The 19459-nt window shown below is 59.6% G+C and carries 16 protein-coding genes; 9 read left to right on the forward strand and 7 right to left on the reverse strand.

Going from position 1 to position 19459, the window contains the following annotated elements; translation table 11 throughout:
• Positions 1 to 80: 80 nt before the first annotated feature.
• The gene (gene tkt / locus QP922_RS03400; protein WP_284808031.1) at positions 81 to 2156 is read right to left on the reverse strand and encodes a transketolase; all 2076 of its coding nucleotides are present in this window, start codon (positions 2154 to 2156) and stop codon (positions 81 to 83) included.
• Between the two features lie 276 nt (positions 2157 to 2432).
• Here tkt and QP922_RS03405 point away from each other — a divergent pair, with 276 nt between their 5' ends.
• Positions 2433 to 3377, forward strand: coding sequence for a heme o synthase (locus QP922_RS03405; RefSeq protein WP_284807925.1), 945 nt, complete (start codon positions 2433 to 2435; stop codon positions 3375 to 3377).
• Here the strand turns inward: QP922_RS03405 and QP922_RS03410 are convergent.
• The 5 genes from QP922_RS03410 to mptB form a co-directional block, all read right to left on the reverse strand.
• A complete protein-coding gene (locus tag QP922_RS03410; RefSeq protein ID WP_039675262.1) occupies positions 3374 to 4342 on the reverse strand; it encodes a quinone oxidoreductase family protein in 969 nt (322 codons plus the stop codon). The genes QP922_RS03405 and QP922_RS03410 overlap by 4 nt on opposite strands.
• Before the next feature lie 113 nt (positions 4343 to 4455).
• On the reverse strand, positions 4456 to 5358 hold the full coding sequence (locus QP922_RS03415) for a COX15/CtaA family protein (protein WP_284808032.1): 903 nt from the start codon (positions 5356 to 5358) through the stop codon (positions 4456 to 4458).
• 155 nt (positions 5359 to 5513) lie between these two features.
• Entirely contained in the window at positions 5514 to 6275 is a 762-nt protein-coding gene (locus tag QP922_RS03420; RefSeq protein ID WP_284807926.1) for an ABC transporter permease, read from the reverse strand.
• Positions 6276 to 6329: 54 nt separating this feature from the next.
• The gene (locus tag QP922_RS03425) at positions 6330 to 7244 is read right to left on the reverse strand and encodes an ABC transporter ATP-binding protein (protein ID WP_284807927.1); all 915 of its coding nucleotides are present in this window, start codon (positions 7242 to 7244) and stop codon (positions 6330 to 6332) included.
• 6 nt (positions 7245 to 7250) lie between these two features.
• Entirely contained in the window at positions 7251 to 9014 is a 1764-nt protein-coding gene (gene mptB, locus QP922_RS03430) for a polyprenol phosphomannose-dependent alpha 1,6 mannosyltransferase MptB (protein WP_284807928.1), read from the reverse strand.
• 194 nt (positions 9015 to 9208) lie between these two features.
• Here mptB and QP922_RS03435 point away from each other — a divergent pair, with 194 nt between their 5' ends.
• From QP922_RS03435 to QP922_RS03465, 7 genes are read left to right on the forward strand one after another with little or no spacing between them, the layout of a single operon-like run.
• Positions 9209 to 9859, forward strand: coding sequence for a helix-turn-helix transcriptional regulator (locus tag QP922_RS03435; protein ID WP_070671386.1), 651 nt, complete (start codon positions 9209 to 9211; stop codon positions 9857 to 9859).
• A gap of 21 nt (positions 9860 to 9880) precedes the next feature.
• Complete coding sequence (gene sufB, locus QP922_RS03440; RefSeq protein ID WP_284807929.1) at positions 9881 to 11326, forward strand: Fe-S cluster assembly protein SufB; 1446 nt, start codon at positions 9881 to 9883, stop codon at positions 11324 to 11326.
• Entirely contained in the window at positions 11327 to 12517 is a 1191-nt protein-coding gene (gene sufD / locus QP922_RS03445) for a Fe-S cluster assembly protein SufD (RefSeq protein ID WP_284807930.1), read from the forward strand.
• 27 nt (positions 12518 to 12544) lie between these two features.
• Positions 12545 to 13303: a Fe-S cluster assembly ATPase SufC gene (gene sufC, locus QP922_RS03450; protein WP_284807931.1), complete on the forward strand. Its 759-nt coding sequence runs from the start codon at positions 12545 to 12547 to the stop codon at positions 13301 to 13303.
• 58 nt (positions 13304 to 13361) lie between these two features.
• Positions 13362 to 14609: a cysteine desulfurase gene (locus tag QP922_RS03455; protein ID WP_284807932.1), complete on the forward strand. Its 1248-nt coding sequence runs from the start codon at positions 13362 to 13364 to the stop codon at positions 14607 to 14609.
• Positions 14606 to 15055, forward strand: a complete 450-nt coding sequence (sufU, locus tag QP922_RS03460; RefSeq protein ID WP_284807933.1) for a Fe-S cluster assembly sulfur transfer protein SufU — start codon at positions 14606 to 14608, stop codon at positions 15053 to 15055. The genes QP922_RS03455 and sufU overlap by 4 nt, the downstream gene beginning before the upstream one ends.
• Positions 15056 to 15481, forward strand: coding sequence for a metal-sulfur cluster assembly factor (locus QP922_RS03465; RefSeq protein WP_284807934.1), 426 nt, complete (start codon positions 15056 to 15058; stop codon positions 15479 to 15481).
• Positions 15482 to 15601: 120 nt separating this feature from the next.
• On the opposite strand, the gene QP922_RS03470 is transcribed toward QP922_RS03465, so the two are convergent.
• Entirely contained in the window at positions 15602 to 17602 is a 2001-nt protein-coding gene (locus QP922_RS03470; protein WP_070671192.1) for a fructose-specific PTS transporter subunit EIIC, read from the reverse strand.
• 161 nt (positions 17603 to 17763) lie between these two features.
• On the opposite strand from QP922_RS03470, the gene QP922_RS03475 reads away from it, so the two are divergent.
• On the forward strand, positions 17764 to 19395 hold the full coding sequence (locus QP922_RS03475; RefSeq protein WP_284807935.1) for an ABC-F family ATP-binding cassette domain-containing protein: 1632 nt from the start codon (positions 17764 to 17766) through the stop codon (positions 19393 to 19395).
• The last annotated feature ends 64 nt before the right edge of the window (positions 19396 to 19459 follow it).

Below are 19459 nucleotides of genomic sequence, written 5' to 3' on the forward strand. Positions count from 1 at the left end.
AGTGCGGAATCCTTTCGTGTCCGGCGGCGAAACGCCGTGGTGTGGGGCTAAAGAAATAGCGTGGGCAAGTTGGCGGTGGACTAGTTAGCTTGAGCGGCGCCGAGGGCATCGCGGGCGGCATCGACTACAGCCTCGGCTGTGAAACCGAACTTCTCGAAAAGCTCGCCTGCCGGGGCAGAGGCACCGAAGTGCTCCAGCGAAACCGTGCGGCCGAAGGAACCGGTGTACTTGTGCCATGGCATCGACACACCAGCTTCGACGGACACGCGGGCAAGGACGGAGGAAGGAAGGACGGATTCGCGGTACTCGGTGTCTTGCTCATCGAACCACTCCAAGCACGGAGCAGAGACTACGCGGGTAGCGGTGCCTTCGGACTCAAGCTGCTTAGCGGCCTCAACGGCCAGCTGCACCTCGGAGCCAGTGGCCAGCAGGATGACATCCGGGGTCTCCTTCGAAGCCTCGACAAGAATGTAGGCGCCGCGGCGAACGCCTTCGGTGGCCTTCTCCTTGGTGCCCTCGAGAACCGGGAGATTCTGACGAGAGAGGGCCAGGCCCTTCGGTGCAGCCTTGTACTCCATTGCCGCGGCCCAAGCCTGGGCAGTTTCGTTGGCATCTGCCGGACGGATGACGGAGAGGTTCGGGATGGCACGCAGGGCTGCGAGGGTTTCAACCGGCTGGTGGGTAGGACCGTCCTCACCCAAGCCGATGGAATCATGGGTCCACACGTAGTAGGTATCAGTGGACATGAGGGCTCCAAGGCGCACGGCCGGATACTGGTACTCGGAGAAAATGAGGAAGGTACCGCCGTAGACACGGGTATTTCCGTGCAGTGCGATGCCGTTCATGATCGCGGACATCGCGTGCTCACGAATACCGAAGTGCAGGTTGCGGCCATAGGGCTGTGCGGACCATGCGTTCGTGGTGATGGATTCTGGGCCGAAGGAATCAGCACCCTTGATGACGGTGTTGTTGGAGCCCGCCAAGTCGGCGGAGCCACCCCACATCTCCGGCAAGGACGCCGCCAGTGCCTGGATAGCGGCCTCAGACGCCTTACGGGTTGCTAGTGATTCACCGGCCTCCCAGGAGGGCAGTTCAGCGGCAAAGTTCTCCGGTAGCTCACGGGCCTGGAGCCGATCGAAAAGCTTCTTTTCCTCCGGATTGGCTGCTGCCCACTCGTCAAACTTCTTTTGCCATTCAGCGTGCTTCTGGGCACCGCGCGCGGTGAGCTTACGGGTATGAGCCAGAACATCCTCGTCGATGTGGAAATGCTGTTCAGGGTTGAAGCCGAGGACTTCCTTGGTGGCGGCGACCTCGTCCTCACCCAGGGCAGCACCGTGGACGCCACCGGTGTTCATCTTGTTGGGGGCTGGGTAGCCGATGACCGTCTTGACGCGAATGAAGGATGGGCGGGTGGTTTCGGCGCGGGCCGCCTCAGCGGCAGCTTCGAGGGCTTCGACATCCTCGCCGGATTCCACAGTCTGCACGTGCCAGCCATAAGCCTCGTAGCGCTTGACCACGTCCTCATTGAAGGCAATATTCGTATCGTCCTCAATGGAAATACGGTTATCATCCCAGAAGACGATGAGGTTGCCCAGCTGCTGGGTGCCCGCGAGGGACGATGCTTCAGCGGTGACACCTTCCTGCAGGTCGCCGTCGGAGGCGATGACATAGATGAAGTGATCGAAGGGAGACTCGCCGGCGGGAGCGGAAGCGTCGAAAAGCCCGCGCTCCTTGCGCGCCGCCATGGCCATACCTACCGAGGAAGCAAGGCCTTGGCCCAATGGACCCGTGGTGATCTCGACACCGTCGGTGTGGTGGACTTCCGGGTGGCCCGGGGTCTTGGAGCCCCAAGTGCGCAGCGCCCTGAGATCCTCCCTCTCGAGGCCGAAGCCGCCGAGGAAAAGCTGGATGTACTGCGTCAGGGAAGAGTGACCAACGGACAGTACGAAGCGGTCACGGCCAGCCCAGTGCACGTCTGCGGGGTCGTGGTTGAGGACGCGTTGGTACAACGTGTAGGCCAGCGGTGCCAACGACATCGCAGTACCCGGGTGGCCCGAACCGCAGTTTTGGACAGCGTCTGCAGCCAGTACACGCACGGTGTCCACAGCGCGGGTATCAAGGTCGGTCCAGTCGGAAGGGTAGCGGCGCTGGACCATAGCCTGCAGTTCTGGGGACAACTTCTCGTGCGACACGGCGAAAACCTCACTTCGCTTCTGGAAACAGATATACCGTTCAACAGTCTAGGCGCTTTTGGCCACGCTCCGCCGAATTATAGAAACCGGGTTCCGAGCGGTAGGCTGGCATGGTTGAGGCTAGCGCCTGTGTGCTCAAGCTCAGTGGGATGCGTGGGAACTTTTCAGTGCGCGTAGCCGACCACTACAAAGACCCATAACCCAGACGCTGGTGTAGCCGGATTTACGGAGGACTGTTCCTTGGAGACCATCAAGGCCTATTTTGCGCTAACGAAGCCGAGGATCATTGAGCTCCTCCTCGTTGCGGCAATCCCGGCGATGCTCCAGGCACAACGCGGATTTGAGGCGGTGTCCTCGAACTTCTGGCTCATCATCTCCACCATCTTTGGCGGCTGGATGGGCGCGGCCGCGGCCCACACATTCAACAATGTTGTGGACTATGAAATCGATCAGAAGATGCAGCGCACCCGTGCACGCCCACTCGTGCGCGCCACCATTTCGCGTCGCAATGCCGCGATCTTCGCATGGATTATGTTGGCGCTGTCGGTCTTTTGGCTTGGCGTGCTGGCTCATTCCTGGCTCGCAGCCTTTTTCGTGCTGCTCACCAATTTCTTCTACGTCTTCGTCTACACCAAGTTTCTCAAGATGCGAAACGCACAAAACATTGTGTGGGGCGGCCTTGCCGGCTGCATGCCAGCAATGGTGGGCTGGGCAGTCATCCGCGATAATGCGCCGGCAGGGGAGCCGGACCGCTGGTGGCAGGCAATTGTCCTTTTCCTCATCATCTTCTTTTGGACGCCGCCGCACACGTGGGCGCTCGCCATGAAGTACAAAGAGGATTATCGCAAGGCAGGCGTACCGATGCTGCCGGTCGTGGCCCCAGAAGCTGAAGTGACCCGCCAGATTGTGTGGTACACGGTAGGCACGGTCATAGTTACCCTGCTTATCATTCCGGCCGCATCGTGGATCTACCTCGTCGCTGCGGTAGCTTCGGGAGCGGTCTTCCTATGGATGGCCATTCGCCTTCACCAAGGAGTCAAACAGGGCGCCAAGGTTAAGCCCATGCGCCTGTTCATCTACTCCAACAACTACCTCTCGGTACTGTTTATCGGCTTGTCTGTCGACGCCGTAGTGGGCTGGGAGCCCATCGGTCGAATGCTCGGCTGGTCTGTGACCCTCTTTTAATCCTCGCGTACGCGCAACACAATCGAGCCAGTTGTCTTGCGCTCCTGCAAGTCGCGGTGTGCTTGCTCGGCCTCAGCGAGGGGGTACTCGGCGGAAATACGGAAGTTGAGGTCACCGTCGATCACTGCTTGGACGACCGCCTGCGCACGCATCTGGAACTCGCCTTCCTGTGCCGTCCACGCACCAAGGGAGGGACGAGTGAGGAAGATGGAGCCGTGTTTGTTGAGCAACTGCGGATCCATCGGGGGAACCGGACCGCTGGCAGCGCCGAAGAGTGCCACGGTGCCGCGGGGACGGACAACCTCAAGGGACTCGTTAAAGGTATCTTTGCCCACGCCGTCATAGACCACGTCGACGCCCCGGCCACCATTAAAGCGGCGCACCTGCTCAGCTAGTCCCTCGCTGTAGAGAAAGACCTCGTCAGCGCCGGCGGAGTAGGCGAGCTTTTTCTTTTCCTCAGTTGAGACCACCGAGTACACGGTTGCACCCAGTGACTTGGCCATCTGGGTGAGGATGAGGCCCACTCCGCCGGCACCGGCTGTGATGAGGCAGGAAGCGCCTTCACCGAGCTGGTAGACGCCATGGCTGAGGTAGTGGGCAGTCATTCCCTGCAGAAGCATGGAGCCGGCAACGGCTGAGGGAATCTCGTCCGGTACGGCGACGACGCGATCACGGGGCACGCACACTTGCTCCGCATAGGAGCCAAAGGCATGGTCCCAGGCCACCATGGTGCCCTCAGCAATCTCGCCCTTAGGATCGTGGACGACTCGTCCCGTGCCTTCAAGACCCAGGATGAACGGGGTAGAGGCGTTGTAAATGCCTTCACGATAGTACGTATCGATGTAGTTGACGCCGGCCACGGAGACATCGACAAGCAACTGCTCCTCCGACGGCGCGGGGTTGTCCACCTCTGTGTAGGTGAGGACCTCAGGTCCTCCGGTCGTGGTTACCTGAATTGCATGCATATACCTAGGCTAAACGACATAACGGTGAGAGCGCAGCAAAAAGGCGCCGTCTCCGTCATGAGGGGAGACCGCGCCTTTTTGCCCCGTTCGGCTTTCAACGCGCTGGGCAGCAACTACTGCACGGACGCGGACGGCTGCTCTTCTTTGAGGATGCGGCGTTGGCCATGAGCCCACAGCAACGCGGTAAACGCGGTCACAACAGAGGACATGCCGACGTGGAAGGGCACAGTCCAGCGAGGAATGTGCAGGTAGAACTGGAGCACTCCGATGGCCCACTGCACGAGGATGCACACGATGAGCACCCAGCCAGCCTTCTTAGCGGCCGTCGGCGCATCAGAGCGGTGTAGGAGGAATACGACGACCAGTGTCAGCGCGAGATATACGTACATGCAGATCGCGTGAATGACGGCCATGCCGTAGGTATCAACGCCAAGCCGGCCCTCCATGCCGACGCCGGCATCACCTGAATGCGTTCCCGAACCGGTCACAAAGGTGCCAGTAAGCAAGACAAGAGACAGTGCTATAGCGGCAACCACCGCGAGGGTACGAATAGCAGCAGGGAAGAGACGGGTAGGAATCCCTTCGTCAGGTTCGGCGATGCGCGAGTACAGCAGAGCGGCAATCCATACCAGCACCATGGACGGAAGGAAGTGGATCGCTACAGACCACCACGACAGTTTGAGGATGACCGAGAGCGCACCGATGAGCGCCTGCACCACGATGCCGAAGAGCCCCAGCCAGGCATAGACCTTGAGTTCTTTCCGCCGCTTTGCCTTGTACATCGCCACGATTGTGGCCACAGCGGCGGCTGCGACGACGAAGGTGAGGAGGCGGTTGCCAAACTCGATGACCTGGTGGACCAGAGGGGCCGCGCCTTTGAGCGGAACCAACGAGCCGGGATGGCAGTTAGGCCACGTCACGCAGCCCAAACCGGAGCCGGTGACGCGAACAATGGAGCCGGAAACAGTGATGCCACCTTGGCATAGAAGAAGGATCAGCGCGAGGATGCGCTGCATCTTCACCGATGGGCCAACTTGGCCACGGGTTGCCTGAACGGATGATGGGGGCGACGATATATTGGCGGTACTCACAGCTTTTAACCCTACCGCCCGGGCGCGCCCGGAACTAATACCAGGAGCCTGGCACAGCTACCTGGGGAGAAAAGTCACATTTAGCCATCGAAGCGGAACCATCGCACCGCAGCAACCGACGCCGCCGCGGCCCAGCCCGCGAGAACCAGGAGCTCGAATCCGGGGAAAGACCCGTTCAACGCGGTATCGAGGCCGGCCGCCATTGCCACGGTAGGCACGAGGGTAAGAAGCCCGTTATCGCCCAAGCCCTGGGAGAACATGACCCATCCCACGGTGCCGAGGAGGATAAACCAGATGAGGTTGGACACGGCCAGAACTACCTCGGAACTTAAAGTGCCGCCGAGGAGAAGTCCCAGTGCCGTAAAAGCCGCGACACCCAGCACAAGAGCGACGAGGCCCACGGCAATACCCTCCACCCCTACACGCAGACCCAGAATCGTTGCCGTTGTGCCGAGGACGAGAACTTGGAGGACGACCATGGAGAGCACGGCGATGATCTTGCCCACGACGATGGCCCAGGCGGGAACGCCAGAGGCGCCTGTTCGTTTGAGGGCCCCATAGCGGCGATCAAAGGCAAGGGAGATTGCCTGGCCGGTAAACCCGGACGAGGTTGCGGCGACAGCGAGCACCATTGGGAAAATCTCAGCGATACCGTGACCGGTGGTTCTCTCTAGGCGGTGGGCGCCGATGAGGATAGCGAGAGGAATGATGATGCTGAGAAGTTGTTGCTCACCATGACGCAGCATGAGCTTTGACTCGATAGCGCCTTGGGCGCGAGCCATCGATGCCACGCCGACGCGCTGCGGCTGAGGAGTAAACGTACCTGGTGCGAAAGTGCTCATTGTGTAGTCTCCGTGAAGCGTTCCGCGAGCGTGATGCGCGGAAATAAATGATTGCTAGCTGCGCATCTCCCGACCGGTAAGGTCAAGGAACACATCTTCCAAATTGCGGTGTGATGTTTCGAGGCTGCGCACGAGGACATCTTGCCGGGCCAGCTCCGCGGTGAGAGCAGCAATTGCCTCGGGATGAGCGGGGGTGCTCAGCCGGTAGTGCAGGGGGCGAACCGTTTCGGCATTGACACCTGCGGAGCGGAGCTTATCGATGTCCACCGGGCTGGCGGTTTCAAAGCTCACCTGGGAGGTCTCCGTTGAGGCCATAAGGTCCGTGGTGGTTCCACTCGCTACGAGCTTGCCGTGGTCAATGATGACCACATGGTCGGATAAGGACTCGGCTTCATCCATAAGGTGCGTGGTCAACACGACAGTTACGCCATCGGCGCGCAAGGCGCGGATGAGGTCCCACACGGCAAGCCGCGATTGAGCATCCATGCCGGCGGTGGGCTCGTCGAGGAACACCAGTTCTGGGCGCCCAATGATGGCGAGGGCTAAGGACAGCCGCTGTTGTTGTCCGCCGGAGAGACGCCGGTAGGTATTGTTCGCGACACCACCTAGGCCGAGAGCATCAAGCAGCCAGTCTGGGTCCAAAGGATTCTTGTTATAGGAAGCGCTGAGTTTGAGCATCTCGCGCACCTTGATTCCGGAATAGGAACCGCCGCCTTGCAACATAATGCCGATGCGGGAGCGCACGGCATCCGGTTGCCTGGAAGGGTCGAGACCGAGGACTTTGATCGTGCCAGATGTGGGCGTGGTAAACCCCTCACACATGTCAATGGTGGTCGTTTTACCGGCGCCGTTAGGGCCCAGCAAGCAGAGGATCTCGCCTCGATTGACGCGGAAGCTTAACCCGTTTACCGCATTCACGTCACCATAGGTCTTGACAACGTTATCCAGGGCCAGCGCTGTTGTATTCACGAAGGCCTAGTGTAGGACACGGACACCAGCCCTGCGTAACGCAACCCACCCCACCGTAGCGAGAGCCACAAAGGTGAGAAGTGCGGCGAGATATATGACGAAGACGGTCCCCGGAGGAAGCCCCAAACCGCGGGGCAGCACGATGAAACTCATCACGCCAGAATAGAGAATGACCGCCATCCTGAAGAAGCGCCGGTTTGCCCATGCAGCTAGCGGCAGGATTGCCCACAGGATGTACCACGGCTGGACGACGGGGAAAAAGACGACAAGGACGAACGTGGATACGCCCAGACCACCCACTGGGTGGATAGCGCCGCGGTAGACAGCGAACAGCATGCGGACCATAAAACCGGTGGCGATGATCACGCCGACGCTGCGGGTGACGGTGAGGATTGCCTCGGTGTGATCGCCAAGCCCCAACAGCATGCCGAGGAAACCGGCGCCGACGCCTACCGACGTCGTCGTGGACAGCCAGGAGCGAATTGTCGCTGCACCGCCCTGGCCGAAGACCCAGCCAATGTCTATGCCAGTAACAACAGTTATGAACGCAATGGAGAGGGCTAGGACGACGAGCTGCACGACTCCAGCGCTGAGCACGGCGCGAAGTGGCGAGACGCTGTGCTTATCGACGAGCCTCTTGGCCCACGCCATACCAACAAAACCCAACCCAATAAAGCCAGTGACCTTGACCATACCGGCACAGGAAATGAGGACACCGGAGGCTATAAACAGAAGCCATTGATGCCAGCGTGCGGAGTGCTCGTCATTGACCGCACGTAAACCTAGTTCGAGGCCCACGAGTGCAAGCCCCAACATGAAGGCCTCATTATGTATTCCGCCAACGAGGTGAAGGATGGTGAGGGGATTGAGGATGCCCAGCCAAAGTGCGGCCTCGGGGGAAACTCGGCAGCGCGCCGCCAAGTGAGCAATGGCCCACCCCGCGGCGACAATTCCTAACAGGGAGAAAAGGCGGTGAAGGATGACGCCCCAAATAATGGAATCATTGGTCAACCAGCTCACCACGGCGGCCAAACCCAAGGCAACAGGCCCATAAGGCGACGGCGAATTGGCCCAAATGAAGGGGACCGAACGAGCAAGGTCGTCATCGGCGCCGAGCAATTCGACAGGGCCAGCAGAATAGGGATCGAGGCCCTGCATGACAATCGACCCGTTGGCCAAGTACGAGTAGATGTCCTGGGTAAAAAGGGGAGCGGTGACGACAAGCGGCAGCACCCATCCCAGCCACGTACGCCACATCTGACTTTGAGTAACCACGCGGGGAGAATGGCTAAAACGCTGTTCCTGTCCATAGTTTTCTCCCGAGGACTGCTGCCTTGGTATCGGCAGACGCAAGGGAGCGCCCACGAGGGGCGCCATGCAGACCCAGGCCAGAACCATGAACGCCACACCAATGAAGACAAGGGCAGACGCCGATTGCAGCATGCGGGACATGAGCGAACCAAAGGGGAGGGACTCATAAGGGTTGCCAACTACCGGCAGCGCGCCTGCACCGAGGCCCCCAAGTCCGATGAGCAAAGCGCCGATGGTGCCCAACCACCGCAACGTGAACAATGTACGGAGATGGGCGATGGTGCGCCGGTGGTCGTCGCCAAGCCCGGCTTCGTGATCCGTGCGTGCCGCATATGGAGCATCCTCGTGGAGGAGAGCCGAACGTGAACCGGCGAGGCCCATCCGTGGCAGTTCATCGCGTACACCCCACACGACGCGCATGAACCGCCCCGATCGGGTGTAGTGACGCTCCTCATTCATGAGTGTCTACCTTAGTCGCTCGCCTCGCAGGCGACACGCACGTCCCGATGAAGGCTAAAAGGTGGAAAACGGGAATCAATTAAGGAACACTAGTGTTGTCTAATCTGAGACACGTTCCCCAGGACACACTCAAGGAGGTGCACACCGTGACCAAGGAGACTCGCTCCACCGAGGGCGATACCCGCCGCCATGTCATGTTGCTGCTTCTCAAGGACGGCCCCGTGACGGCGTCGTACCTGGGTGAGCGCCTGGGTCTCTCGGCTGCTGGCATCCGCCGGCATTTAGACATTCTGGTGGAAGAAGGACTCACTGAGGTGGTACACCGCCGCCCGCCAGCCCGCCCCGGGCATACGGCGGGGCGTGGCCGCCCAGCCAAACATTTTCGTCTCACTGATCAAGGCCGTGCACAATTTGGCCATGCCTACGACGAACTGGCAGCTGAAGCTCTGACTGCGTTGCGTGAAACAGGTGGCCCAGAGGCGGTACGCCGCTTCGCCAAGACTCGCTTCGAGCGCCTCGTGGAAGACGTTAAACCTCTGGTCAACGAAGATGAATCGGTTCCAGCGGTAGCACGCCAGCTTGCTGAGGCTCTTGATGCGCACGGTTACGCTGCCACGGTCACGTCTGTGGGTAACGGCGTGCAGATTTGCCAGCACCATTGCCCGGTGGCTCATGTGGCCGCTGAGCACCCGGAGCTGTGTGAGGCTGAACAGGAAGTCTTCTCTGCCCTTTTAGGAAAACATGTGCAACCTTTGGCCTCCATTGCGGACGGCCACGGCATTTGCACCACAAATATCCCTTTAACACCCGTGTCGCCCTCTACGGCGGAACGGCAGGAACGCTAATCGACGAGAAAGGAGCGGGCTTTGACACAGGCACAACCAGCACCAGGGCTTGAAACCAAGATGAGCGACGACGAGATCATCTCCTCCATCGGCGGCTACGAGTATGGCTGGCACGATTCCGACGAAGCCGGCCAAGCAGCACACCGCGGATTGAGCGAGGATGTCGTTCGCGACATTTCCAAGAAGAAGAACGAGCCCGAGTGGATGCTCGAGTCGCGCCTCAAGGCACTGCGTGTGTTCAATAAGAAGCCGGTTCCGACGTGGGGCCCTGATCTGTCTGCGATCGACTTCGACAACATTAAGTACTTTGTTCGTTCAACCGAGAAGCAGGCCCAGACCTGGGATGATCTTCCGGAAGACATTAAGCAAACCTACGACAAGCTGGGCATCCCGGATGCTGAGAAGAAGCGCCTTGTCTCAGGTGTTGCTGCTCAGTACGAGTCCGAGGTGGTCTACCACAAGATCCGTGAGGATCTTGAGGCGCAAGGCGTTATCTTCGTCGATACCGACACCGCCGTGCAGGAGTACCCGGAGATTCTCCAGGAGTACTTCGGTACTGTGATCCCTGCTGGTGATAACAAGTTCTCCGCACTGAACAACGCTTGCTGGTCCGGTGGTTCCTTCGTGTACGTCCCGAAGGGCGTGCACGTGGACATCCCGCTCCAGGCCTACTTCCGCATTAATACCGAGAACATGGGCCAGTTCGAGCGCACGTTGATCGTCGTCGAGGAGGGCGCTTACGTCCACTACATCGAGGGCTGCACCGCCCCGATTTACAACTCGGACTCATTGCACACAGGTGTCATTGAGATCGTCGTGAAGAAGGGCGGTCGCTGCCGCTACACCACGATCCAGAACTGGTCCACCAACGTCTACAACCTGGTGACCCAGCGCGCCAAGGTGGAAGAAGGCGGCACCATGGAGTGGGTCGATGGCAACATCGGCTCCAAGGTCACCATGAAGTACCCGTCCTGCTGGCTCACCGGCGAGCACGCCAAGGGTGAGGTTCTCTCCCTGGCTTTTGCTGGCGAAAACCAAGTTCAAGACACCGGCTCCAAGATGATCCACATGGCGCCGAACACTTCCTCCAACATCGTGTCGAAGTCCGTGGCCCGCAACGGCGGCCGCGCCGCCTACCGCGGACTCGTGCAGGTCAACAACAACGCCTCCAACTCCACAGCTAACGTCGAGTGTGACGCCTTGCTTGTGGATAATGACTCCCGCTCGGATACCTATCCGTACAACGACATCCGCAACGATCACGTCACCTTGGGCCACGAGGCCACTGTCTCCCAGGTTTCTGAGGAGCAGCTGTTCTACCTCATGTCCCGCGGCATTGCCGAGGAAGAAGCGATGGCCATGATCGTGCGCGGCTTTGTCGAGCCGATTGCCAAGGAGCTCCCGATGGAATATGCCCTGGAGCTCAACCGTCTTATCGAGCTGCAGATGGAAGGATCGGTGGGCTAAGTGGTAGCTTCCAACGAATTTAACCCTGCTGATGTCACTAAGGGTGACCAGTTCACCTCGTTCAATGTGGAGGACTTCCCGGTCCCGCATGGCCGCGACGAGGTCTGGCGCTTCATTGCCCTGCGTAATCTGCGTGGTTTGCACAACGGGGAATTTGACCCGGCCACTGCCCAGAAGATCGACGTCACAGCCCCAGAGGGCGTGACCTCTGAAACCGTGGCAGCTGACGATTCCCGCCTCGGTACTGCAGGCGCTCCGGCTGACCGTGTTGCGGCACAGGCATGGACATCTATGCCAGAGGCTCAGATTGTCACTGTTGCTGCAGAAACACAGCTGGACAAGCCGGTGGAAATCACCATTACCGGCGCAGGTGAGGGAGTCACCTCCTTTGGCGCGACTTCCATCCACGTGGGCCACCACGCCGAGGTCACCATCGTGCTCCGCTACGTCGGTTCCGGCACCCACGCGGACAACGTGGAGTTCGTGCTTGAAGATGGTGCACAGGTCACCGTCGTCGTCGATGCTGACTGGGAGGACGACGCCGTCCATTTGTCCCACCAGATTGCCAAGGTGGGCCGTGACGCTGTACTGCGCCACAACACCGCTATCTTTGGCGGCGAGATTGTGCGCCTCGTCCCGCGCGTGGTCTTTGACGGACCCGGCGGTGATGCCGAACTGCTGGGTGTCTACTTCGCTGATGCAGGCCAGTACTTTGAGAACCGCCTGCTCGTCGACCACGACGTCCCGAACTGCCGCTCCCGTGTGTTCTATAAGGGCGCTTTGCAGGGCGCTACCGCCTCGGAGAAGGAGGAGGCGGGCTCTGCTTCGCGTACCCCCGAGGCACGTACCTGCTGGGTCGGTGACGTACTCATCCGCAAGGACGCCAACAACACCGATACCTATGAGACGAACAACAACCTGATCCTCACCGAAGGTGCGCGCGCTGACGCCATCCCGAACCTGGAGATCCAGACCGGTGAGATCGTTGGTGCCGGCCACGCTGCCACCGTGGGCCGCTTCGACGACCTCGAGCTGTTCTACCTCATGTCCCGCGGTATCCCAGCCGCCGAGGCTCGCCGCCTCATCATCCGTGGCTTCTTCTCTGAAGTCATCTCCCGTATCCCAGTCGAGTCCCTGCGCGAGGATCTGGAATCCCGCGTCGTCGACGAGCTCGCCAAGATCAACGCTTAACACTCCCCGAAAGCAGGTACCAACTCCATGTCTACTCTGGAAATCAAGAACCTCCACGCGCAGGTGCTCCCGAACGAGGAGGACGGCGAGGCCAAGGAGATTCTCAAGGGCGTCAACCTCACCATCCACTCCGGTGAGACCCACGCCGTGATGGGCCCGAACGGTTCCGGTAAGTCCACTCTGTCCTATGTCATTGCCGGTCACCCGAAGTACGAGGTCACCGAAGGTGAAGTGCTTCTTGACGGCGAAAACCTCCTCGAGATGGAAGTTGACGAGCGCGCCCGTGCTGGTCTCTTCCTCGCCATGCAGTACCCGACCGAGGTACCGGGCGTGAAGATGTCGCAGTTTATGCGCTCTGCCGTCACCGCCATCCGTGGCGAGGCTCCGAAGCTGCGTGAGTGGAACAAGGAACTGACCGAAGCCCGCGAGAAGCTGGCTATTGACAAGTCCTTCGCTCACCGTTCCGTTAACGAGGGCTTCTCTGGTGGTGAGAAGAAGCGCCACGAGGTTATGCAGCTGGATATCCTCAAGCCGAAGTTCGCTGTCATGGATGAGACCGACTCCGGACTGGACGTCGATGCTCTGCGCGTTGTGTCTGAAGGCATCAACCGCTACCAGGAGGAAACCAACGGCGGCATCCTCCTCATTACGCACTACAAGCGCATCCTCAACTACGTCACCCCGGACTTCGTCCACGTTTTCGCTGATGGACAGATCATCAAGACCGGTGGCGCAGAGCTGGCTGACCAGCTTGAGGCTGACGGCTACGAGCAGTTCCTCAAGTAGTCGCGCCGCACGGACCCAGTACCACCTCTATCAACCACAGAACCGAGCAGAAGGACCCATGTCTGAACTAGACGTTACTGCGATTAGGGAGCAATTCCCCATCCTTTCGCGCACTGTCCGCGATGGTAAACCCCTGGTGTACCTGGATTCGGGAGCGACCTCGCAACGTCCGCTGCCGGTGTGGAAGGCCGAGGAGGAGTTTGTCCTCGGCACCAACGCGCCGGTGCACCGCGGCTCCTACCAGCTGGCGGAGGAGGCGGATGATGCCTACGAGTCCGCTCGCCAGGCCATCGCTGCCTTCGTCGGCGCCGACCGCGATGAGATCGCTTTCACTAAGAACGCCACGGAGGCACTCAATGAGGTTGCCTACACGCTTAGTGATGAACGTGCGGGGGAGCTCTACGTTGGTGAAGGTGACACCGTGGTGGTCACCGAGCTTGAGCACCACGCGAACCTCGTGCCATGGCAGGAGGTGTGCCAGCGCACCGGTGCCACGCTGAAGTGGTACTCCATGACAGAGGATGGCCGCATCGACCTCGATTCCCTTGAGCTCGATGAGTCCGTCAAGGTCGTGGCTTTTACCCATCAGTCAAACGTCACCGGAGCTGTTGCTCCTGTCACGGAACTGGTGCGACGCGCTCGTGCTGTGGGTGCCCTCGTCGTCCTCGATGCCTGCCAATCCGTTCCCCACATGCCGGTGGACTTCCATGCGCTGGACGTCGACTTCGCGGCGTTCTCCGGGCACAAGATGTGCGGTCCTACTGGCATCGGCGTGCTGTACGGCAAAGCTGAACTTTTGTCCAAGCTTCCACCTTTCCTCACGGGTGGTTCCATGATTGAGGTCGTGAAGATGGACAGCACCACCTTTGCAGAACCGCCAACACGGTTCGAGGCTGGCACCCAAATGACCAGCCAGGTCGTGGGACTCGGTGCGGCCGTGAAGTTCCTCAGTGAGATCGGCATGGACGCCATCCATGCCCACGAGAAGAAGCTCACCGCTTATGCCTTGGAGAAGCTCACCCAGATTCCGGGCCTGCGCATCATTGGCCCCGAGAACACTGAACATCGTGGGGGAGCGGTATCCTTCGTCGTGGAGGGAATCCATCCCCACGACTTGGGCCAAGTCCTCGATGCCCATGGCGTATCCATTCGCACTGGCCACCACTGCGCGTGGCCACTGCATCGCGCGTGCAAGGCTAATTCGACCGCACGCGCCAGCTTCTACCTGTACAACACTGAGGACGAGGTCGACGCCCTCGTAGAGGCGGTGCGGGCAGCCCGTGCCTTCTTTGGAGTGAGCGAATGAACCTAGATTCCATGTACCAGGACGTCATCCTGGACCATTACAAGAACCCGAAGTTTTCCGGCCTGCGCGAAGGTCAGGCAGAAGTCCACCACGTCAACCCTTCCTGCGGTGACGAGATCACCTTGCGTGTGAAGCTCTCTGCCGATGGAGAAACAGTGGAGGACGTCTCCTACGACGCCGAAGGCTGCTCCATCTCGCAGGCCTCGACCTCCGTCATGGCGGAAGAAATCGTGGGCATCCCTCTCGAAGAAGCCAACGCCAAGCTGGCTGAGTTTGAGAAGATGGTCACCTCGCGCGGTGAAGTCGAGGGTGACGATGAGATCATTGGGGACGGCATCGCCTTTGCCGGTGTGGCCAAATTCCCCGCCCGTGTGAAGTGCGCTCTTCTGGGGTGGAAGGCTTTTCAGGCCGCCACCATGGAGGCGCTGAACGAATTGGAGAAATAGATGGCAGAAAACACTGAAACCACGGGTCCTACCGACCCGTACCAGGACCAGAACGCGTCCTTTGATGGAGGTGCTGTCAAGCCTGAGCAGACCGAAGAGCAGATTGCTAAGGTCTTCGACATCACCGAGTATCTCCGCGACGTTATCGACCCAGAGCTCGGCATCAACATCGTTGATCTGGGCTTGGTCTACGACGTCTGGCTCGATGAGATTGACGGCAAGAACACCTGCGTCATTAATATGACGCTGACTTCTCCGGCCTGCCCGCTCACCGACGTGATTGGCGAGCAGATTGAGGACGTCATCGTGGGCAACAAGCTTGCTGAGGCCGTCCAACTCAACTGGGTATGGATGCCGCCGTGGGGCCCGAACATGATTACTGAGGAGGGCCGCGAGATGCTCCAGGCCCTCGGCTTTGCCGTCTAGATTCGACTGCAAGCCCTCTTTCCATCAGTCCGAGATGCTGTAGGTCTTTGTTCCATGACCTGCCGCGCATTCGGGCTGACGGTTTCTTTTCCCTAATGGGCGGGCGCCTTAGCCATACCGCTACTTCTCAGCTGGTGTGGATGCCGGATTCAGGGCGGAAGAGATGATGCTGACAGCCTCTTCCTTAGTTGTGGCGGATTCGAGGCGGGCTCGGAAGTCTTCTTTCATGATGGCCCTAGCCAGCTTGGAGAGCAGCTTGAGATGCTGCTTGCCGGCGTCGTCTGGCACGGCAATGAGGAACACCATCGTTGTTGGCTCCTCGCCTTCCGCCCATGTGATGCCTTTGGGGAGGCGAGCAAAAGCCAACGTAGGAGTTGCCACACCCGCAGACCGGGCATGTGGGATGGCCACGCCATGCCCCACCCCGGTGGAATGCTTCGATTCCCGCTCAAGGGCTGCATGAACCACTGCAGAGGGATCAGACATGCGACCTGAAACAAGCTGAACAAGTGCTTGGATGGTCTCTTCGCGGCTATTTCCCAGGTTGCGGTCGAGGCTCACCGTCTCGACAGATAGCAGTGGTTGGTCCTGGGCCGATGCTTCCGGGACGGTGACATGAGATTCGTGTGCGGCGTTCTGTTCACTCTTGTTCTCGCTCCAGCTCTGAGATTTCCTATTTTGGGTAAATCCAATCAACAGGAGCATCACCGAAGCACAGACGACGACGCCGATGAGCAATGCTGCGAAGAAGCCTATGACGTTGTCGACAGCGCCAAGCATCGCAACGATGGGACCGCCATGCATGACATGGTCCTTGACCCCGAATGCACCTGCCAAGGCGCCCGCCACCGCACCGCCGATGACGTTTGCCGGAATGACCTGTAGCGGACGTGCAGCGGCAAGAGGAATTGCGCCTTCAGTAATGCCGAAGAACCCCATGAAGAGCGCGGCGATTCCGGCGTCTTTTTCTGCTTTGTTGAACCAAGCGCGGCGGACTAGGGTGGCAACTCCCACCGCCAAGGGCGGTACAGCGATAGCGGTAGCGGCCATGCCCATTGGTGCCGCATTGCCCGCGGCAATCATGCCACCACCAAAGAGGAAGGCAGTTTTGTTGAAGGGGCCTCCCATGTCGAATGCGATCATCGCGCCGATAACGAGACCAAGGACTATGACAGAGGAGCCTTCCATCCCTGCGAGATACTCGGTCAGTGCTTCAAATGCCCCGGCTACGGGCGCGCCGACGAAGTAAATGAAGATAAGCCCAACGATGAGTGTGGTGAAAATCGGTATCACGATGATCGGCCAAATTGGGGCGATGTACTTGTTGACGGGGATCTTCTTAATCCCCAGGGCCACGTAGCCGGATAGGATGCCTGTAACAATGCCTCCCAAGAATCCGGCACCGGCCTCGGAACCGTACAGCGAACCAGTCGTCGCGATAAGACCGGTGATGAGTCCTGGCGCCAACCCGGGACGGTCTGCAATGCCAACTGCGATATAGCCGGAAAGAACCGGCACCATGAGTGAGAAGGCTAAGCCGCCCAGTTCGTTCAGAGTATTCCAGAACGAATCTTCTGGAATCGCCAAACCCTCGGGCGTAGGTGTTCCTCCGATCGATAGTGCAACCGCGATGAGGAGACCACCGGTCACCACGAACGGGATCATGTGGGAAACACCGTTCATCAAAGCCTTGTAAAGGGTCTGGCCCAGTGCTGGGAACCCAGTGGCGCTAGCGGAGCGCTCTTTGTCCTCAGCAGCTTGTGGCGATTTGCTTGAGGTCTTTCCTTTCCATTTCGCCGCTGATAGGGATCGGGTAAGAAGTTCCTTTGGATGCTTGATTGCTTCATCGACGCCAGTAGCTGCCAAACGTTTACCGTGGAAGCGGTCCTTTGCAATTACGGTGTCGGCGCCAATCACGATGGCATCGGCTTCGTCGATGTCTTTCGCGCTAAAGGTACCTTCAACACCGATTGAGCCGTGTGTCTCAATCTTGATACGGTAGCCAAGCTCTGCGGCAGCAGCTTCGAGATTCTCGGCCGCCATGTAGGTATGGGCAATGCCAGTGGGGCAGGCGGTAATCGCGAGGATCAACGGTGGTTTCGATGTGTCTGAAGTGCTCATGAGGCCAATGTAGTCACATTGAACTTCGTGGATAGATCAAACGCGCCGAAAAGGGCTTCACGAATCCACAGTGGCTTTGCAGGAGGAAGCCCGACTACGTGGTGAAGGAAGTTCTATCGTGGGTTCGGGTTTAACTGCCCTGGTTGCTAGACTGTTTCGACGTGATTGTGACCAATGATTTCGAGGTGCGTGTAGGTGCACGCACGCTTCTCGACGCCCCTGGCCAGCACCTTCGCGTCCAACCGGGAGACCGCATCGGCCTGGTCGGGCGTAACGGTGCGGGTAAGACCACCACGATGCGCATTCTGGCGGGGGAGACAGAGCCCTATGGTGGCTCTGTGACCCGCTCGGGCCCCATTGGTTACCTGCCCCAGGATTCCCGTGAGGGCAACATTGAGCAGACCGCGCGCGAGCGCGTGCTCTCCGCACGAGGTCTCGATGACATCAAGCGCCGGATGGCCAAGCAGCAGGAGCTCATGGAGACGGCCACGGACGATAAGATCCGCGACAAAGCTATCCGTAAGTTCTCTCGTTTGGAAGAGGAGTATCACGCTCTCGGCGGCTACGAGGCGGATTCTGAGTGCGCGCAGATTTGCGACAACTTGGGCCTTCCGCAGCGCGTCCTGGATCAGCAGCTCAAGACCCTGTCTGGCGGTCAGCGCCGCCGTGTGGAGCTAGCGCAGATTCTTTTCGCGGCCTCAGCTGGGTCCGGAAAGTCTCAAACCACATTGCTTCTCGACGAGCCCACCAACCACCTCGACGCAGACTCCATTACCTGGCTGCGCGGCTTCTTGTCCAAGCACGAGGGCGGCCTCGTCATGATTTCGCACGACGTGGACCTGCTGGAGGCCGTGTGCAACAAGGTCTGGTTCCTCGACGCCGTGCGTGCCGAAGCAGATGTCTACAACATGGGCTTCAAGAAGTACCTCGACGCCCGCGCGACCGATGAGGCTCGCCGCCGCCGCGAGCGCGCCAACGCAGAGAAGAAGGCTGCAGCGTTGCAGAAGCAAGCCGCCAAGCTGGGTGCGAAGGCCACGAAGGCGGCTGCTGCCAAGCAGATGCTGCACCGCGCTGAGCGCATGATGAACGAGCTCGATGATGTCCGCGTGGCCGACAAGGTGGCCAACATCAAGTTCCCAGAGCCGGCTCCGTGCGGTAAGACCCCGATGAACGCTAAGGGCCTGACCAAGATGTATGGCTCCCTTGAGGTCTTCGCCGGAGTGGACTTGGCCATTGACAAAGGCTCCCGTGTGGTTGTGCTGGGCTATAACGGCGCTGGTAAGACAACCTTGCTCAAACTGCTCGCCGGTGTCGAGCGCACCGACGGCGAGGGTGGTATCGTCACCGGCCACGGGCTGCGCATCGGCTACTTTGCCCAGGAGCACGACAACATCGATCCGGATAAAACGGTGTGGGAGAACACCATCGAGGCTTGCCCGGATGCGGGGCAGCAGGACCTGCGTGGCTTGCTCGGCGCCTTCATGTTCTCCGGCGACAAGCTCGAACAACCTGCTGGCACTCTCTCCGGCGGTGAGAAGACCCGACTATCCCTGGCAACGCTGGTGTCCTCGCGTGCGAACGTGCTGCTTCTCGACGAGCCCACAAACAACCTCGATCCCCAGTCCCGCGAACAGGTGCTTGACGCCCTTGGCACCTATACCGGTGCTGTCGTCTTGGTGACCCACGACCCGGGAGCGGTGAAAGCACTCAACCCTGAGCGCGTCATCATCATGCCGGACGGCGATGAAGACCTCTGGAGTGATGAGTACATGGAGATTGTTGAGCTCGCTTAAGAGATCCTGCCTATAAAACTCTTTGGGGAATTCTCTCCATTCGCCTCCCAGGACGCTGGTTGTG

The sequence above is a fragment of the Corynebacterium sp. MSK218 genome, assembly GCF_030232655.1.
GTDB lineage: Bacteria > Actinomycetota > Actinomycetes > Mycobacteriales > Mycobacteriaceae > Corynebacterium.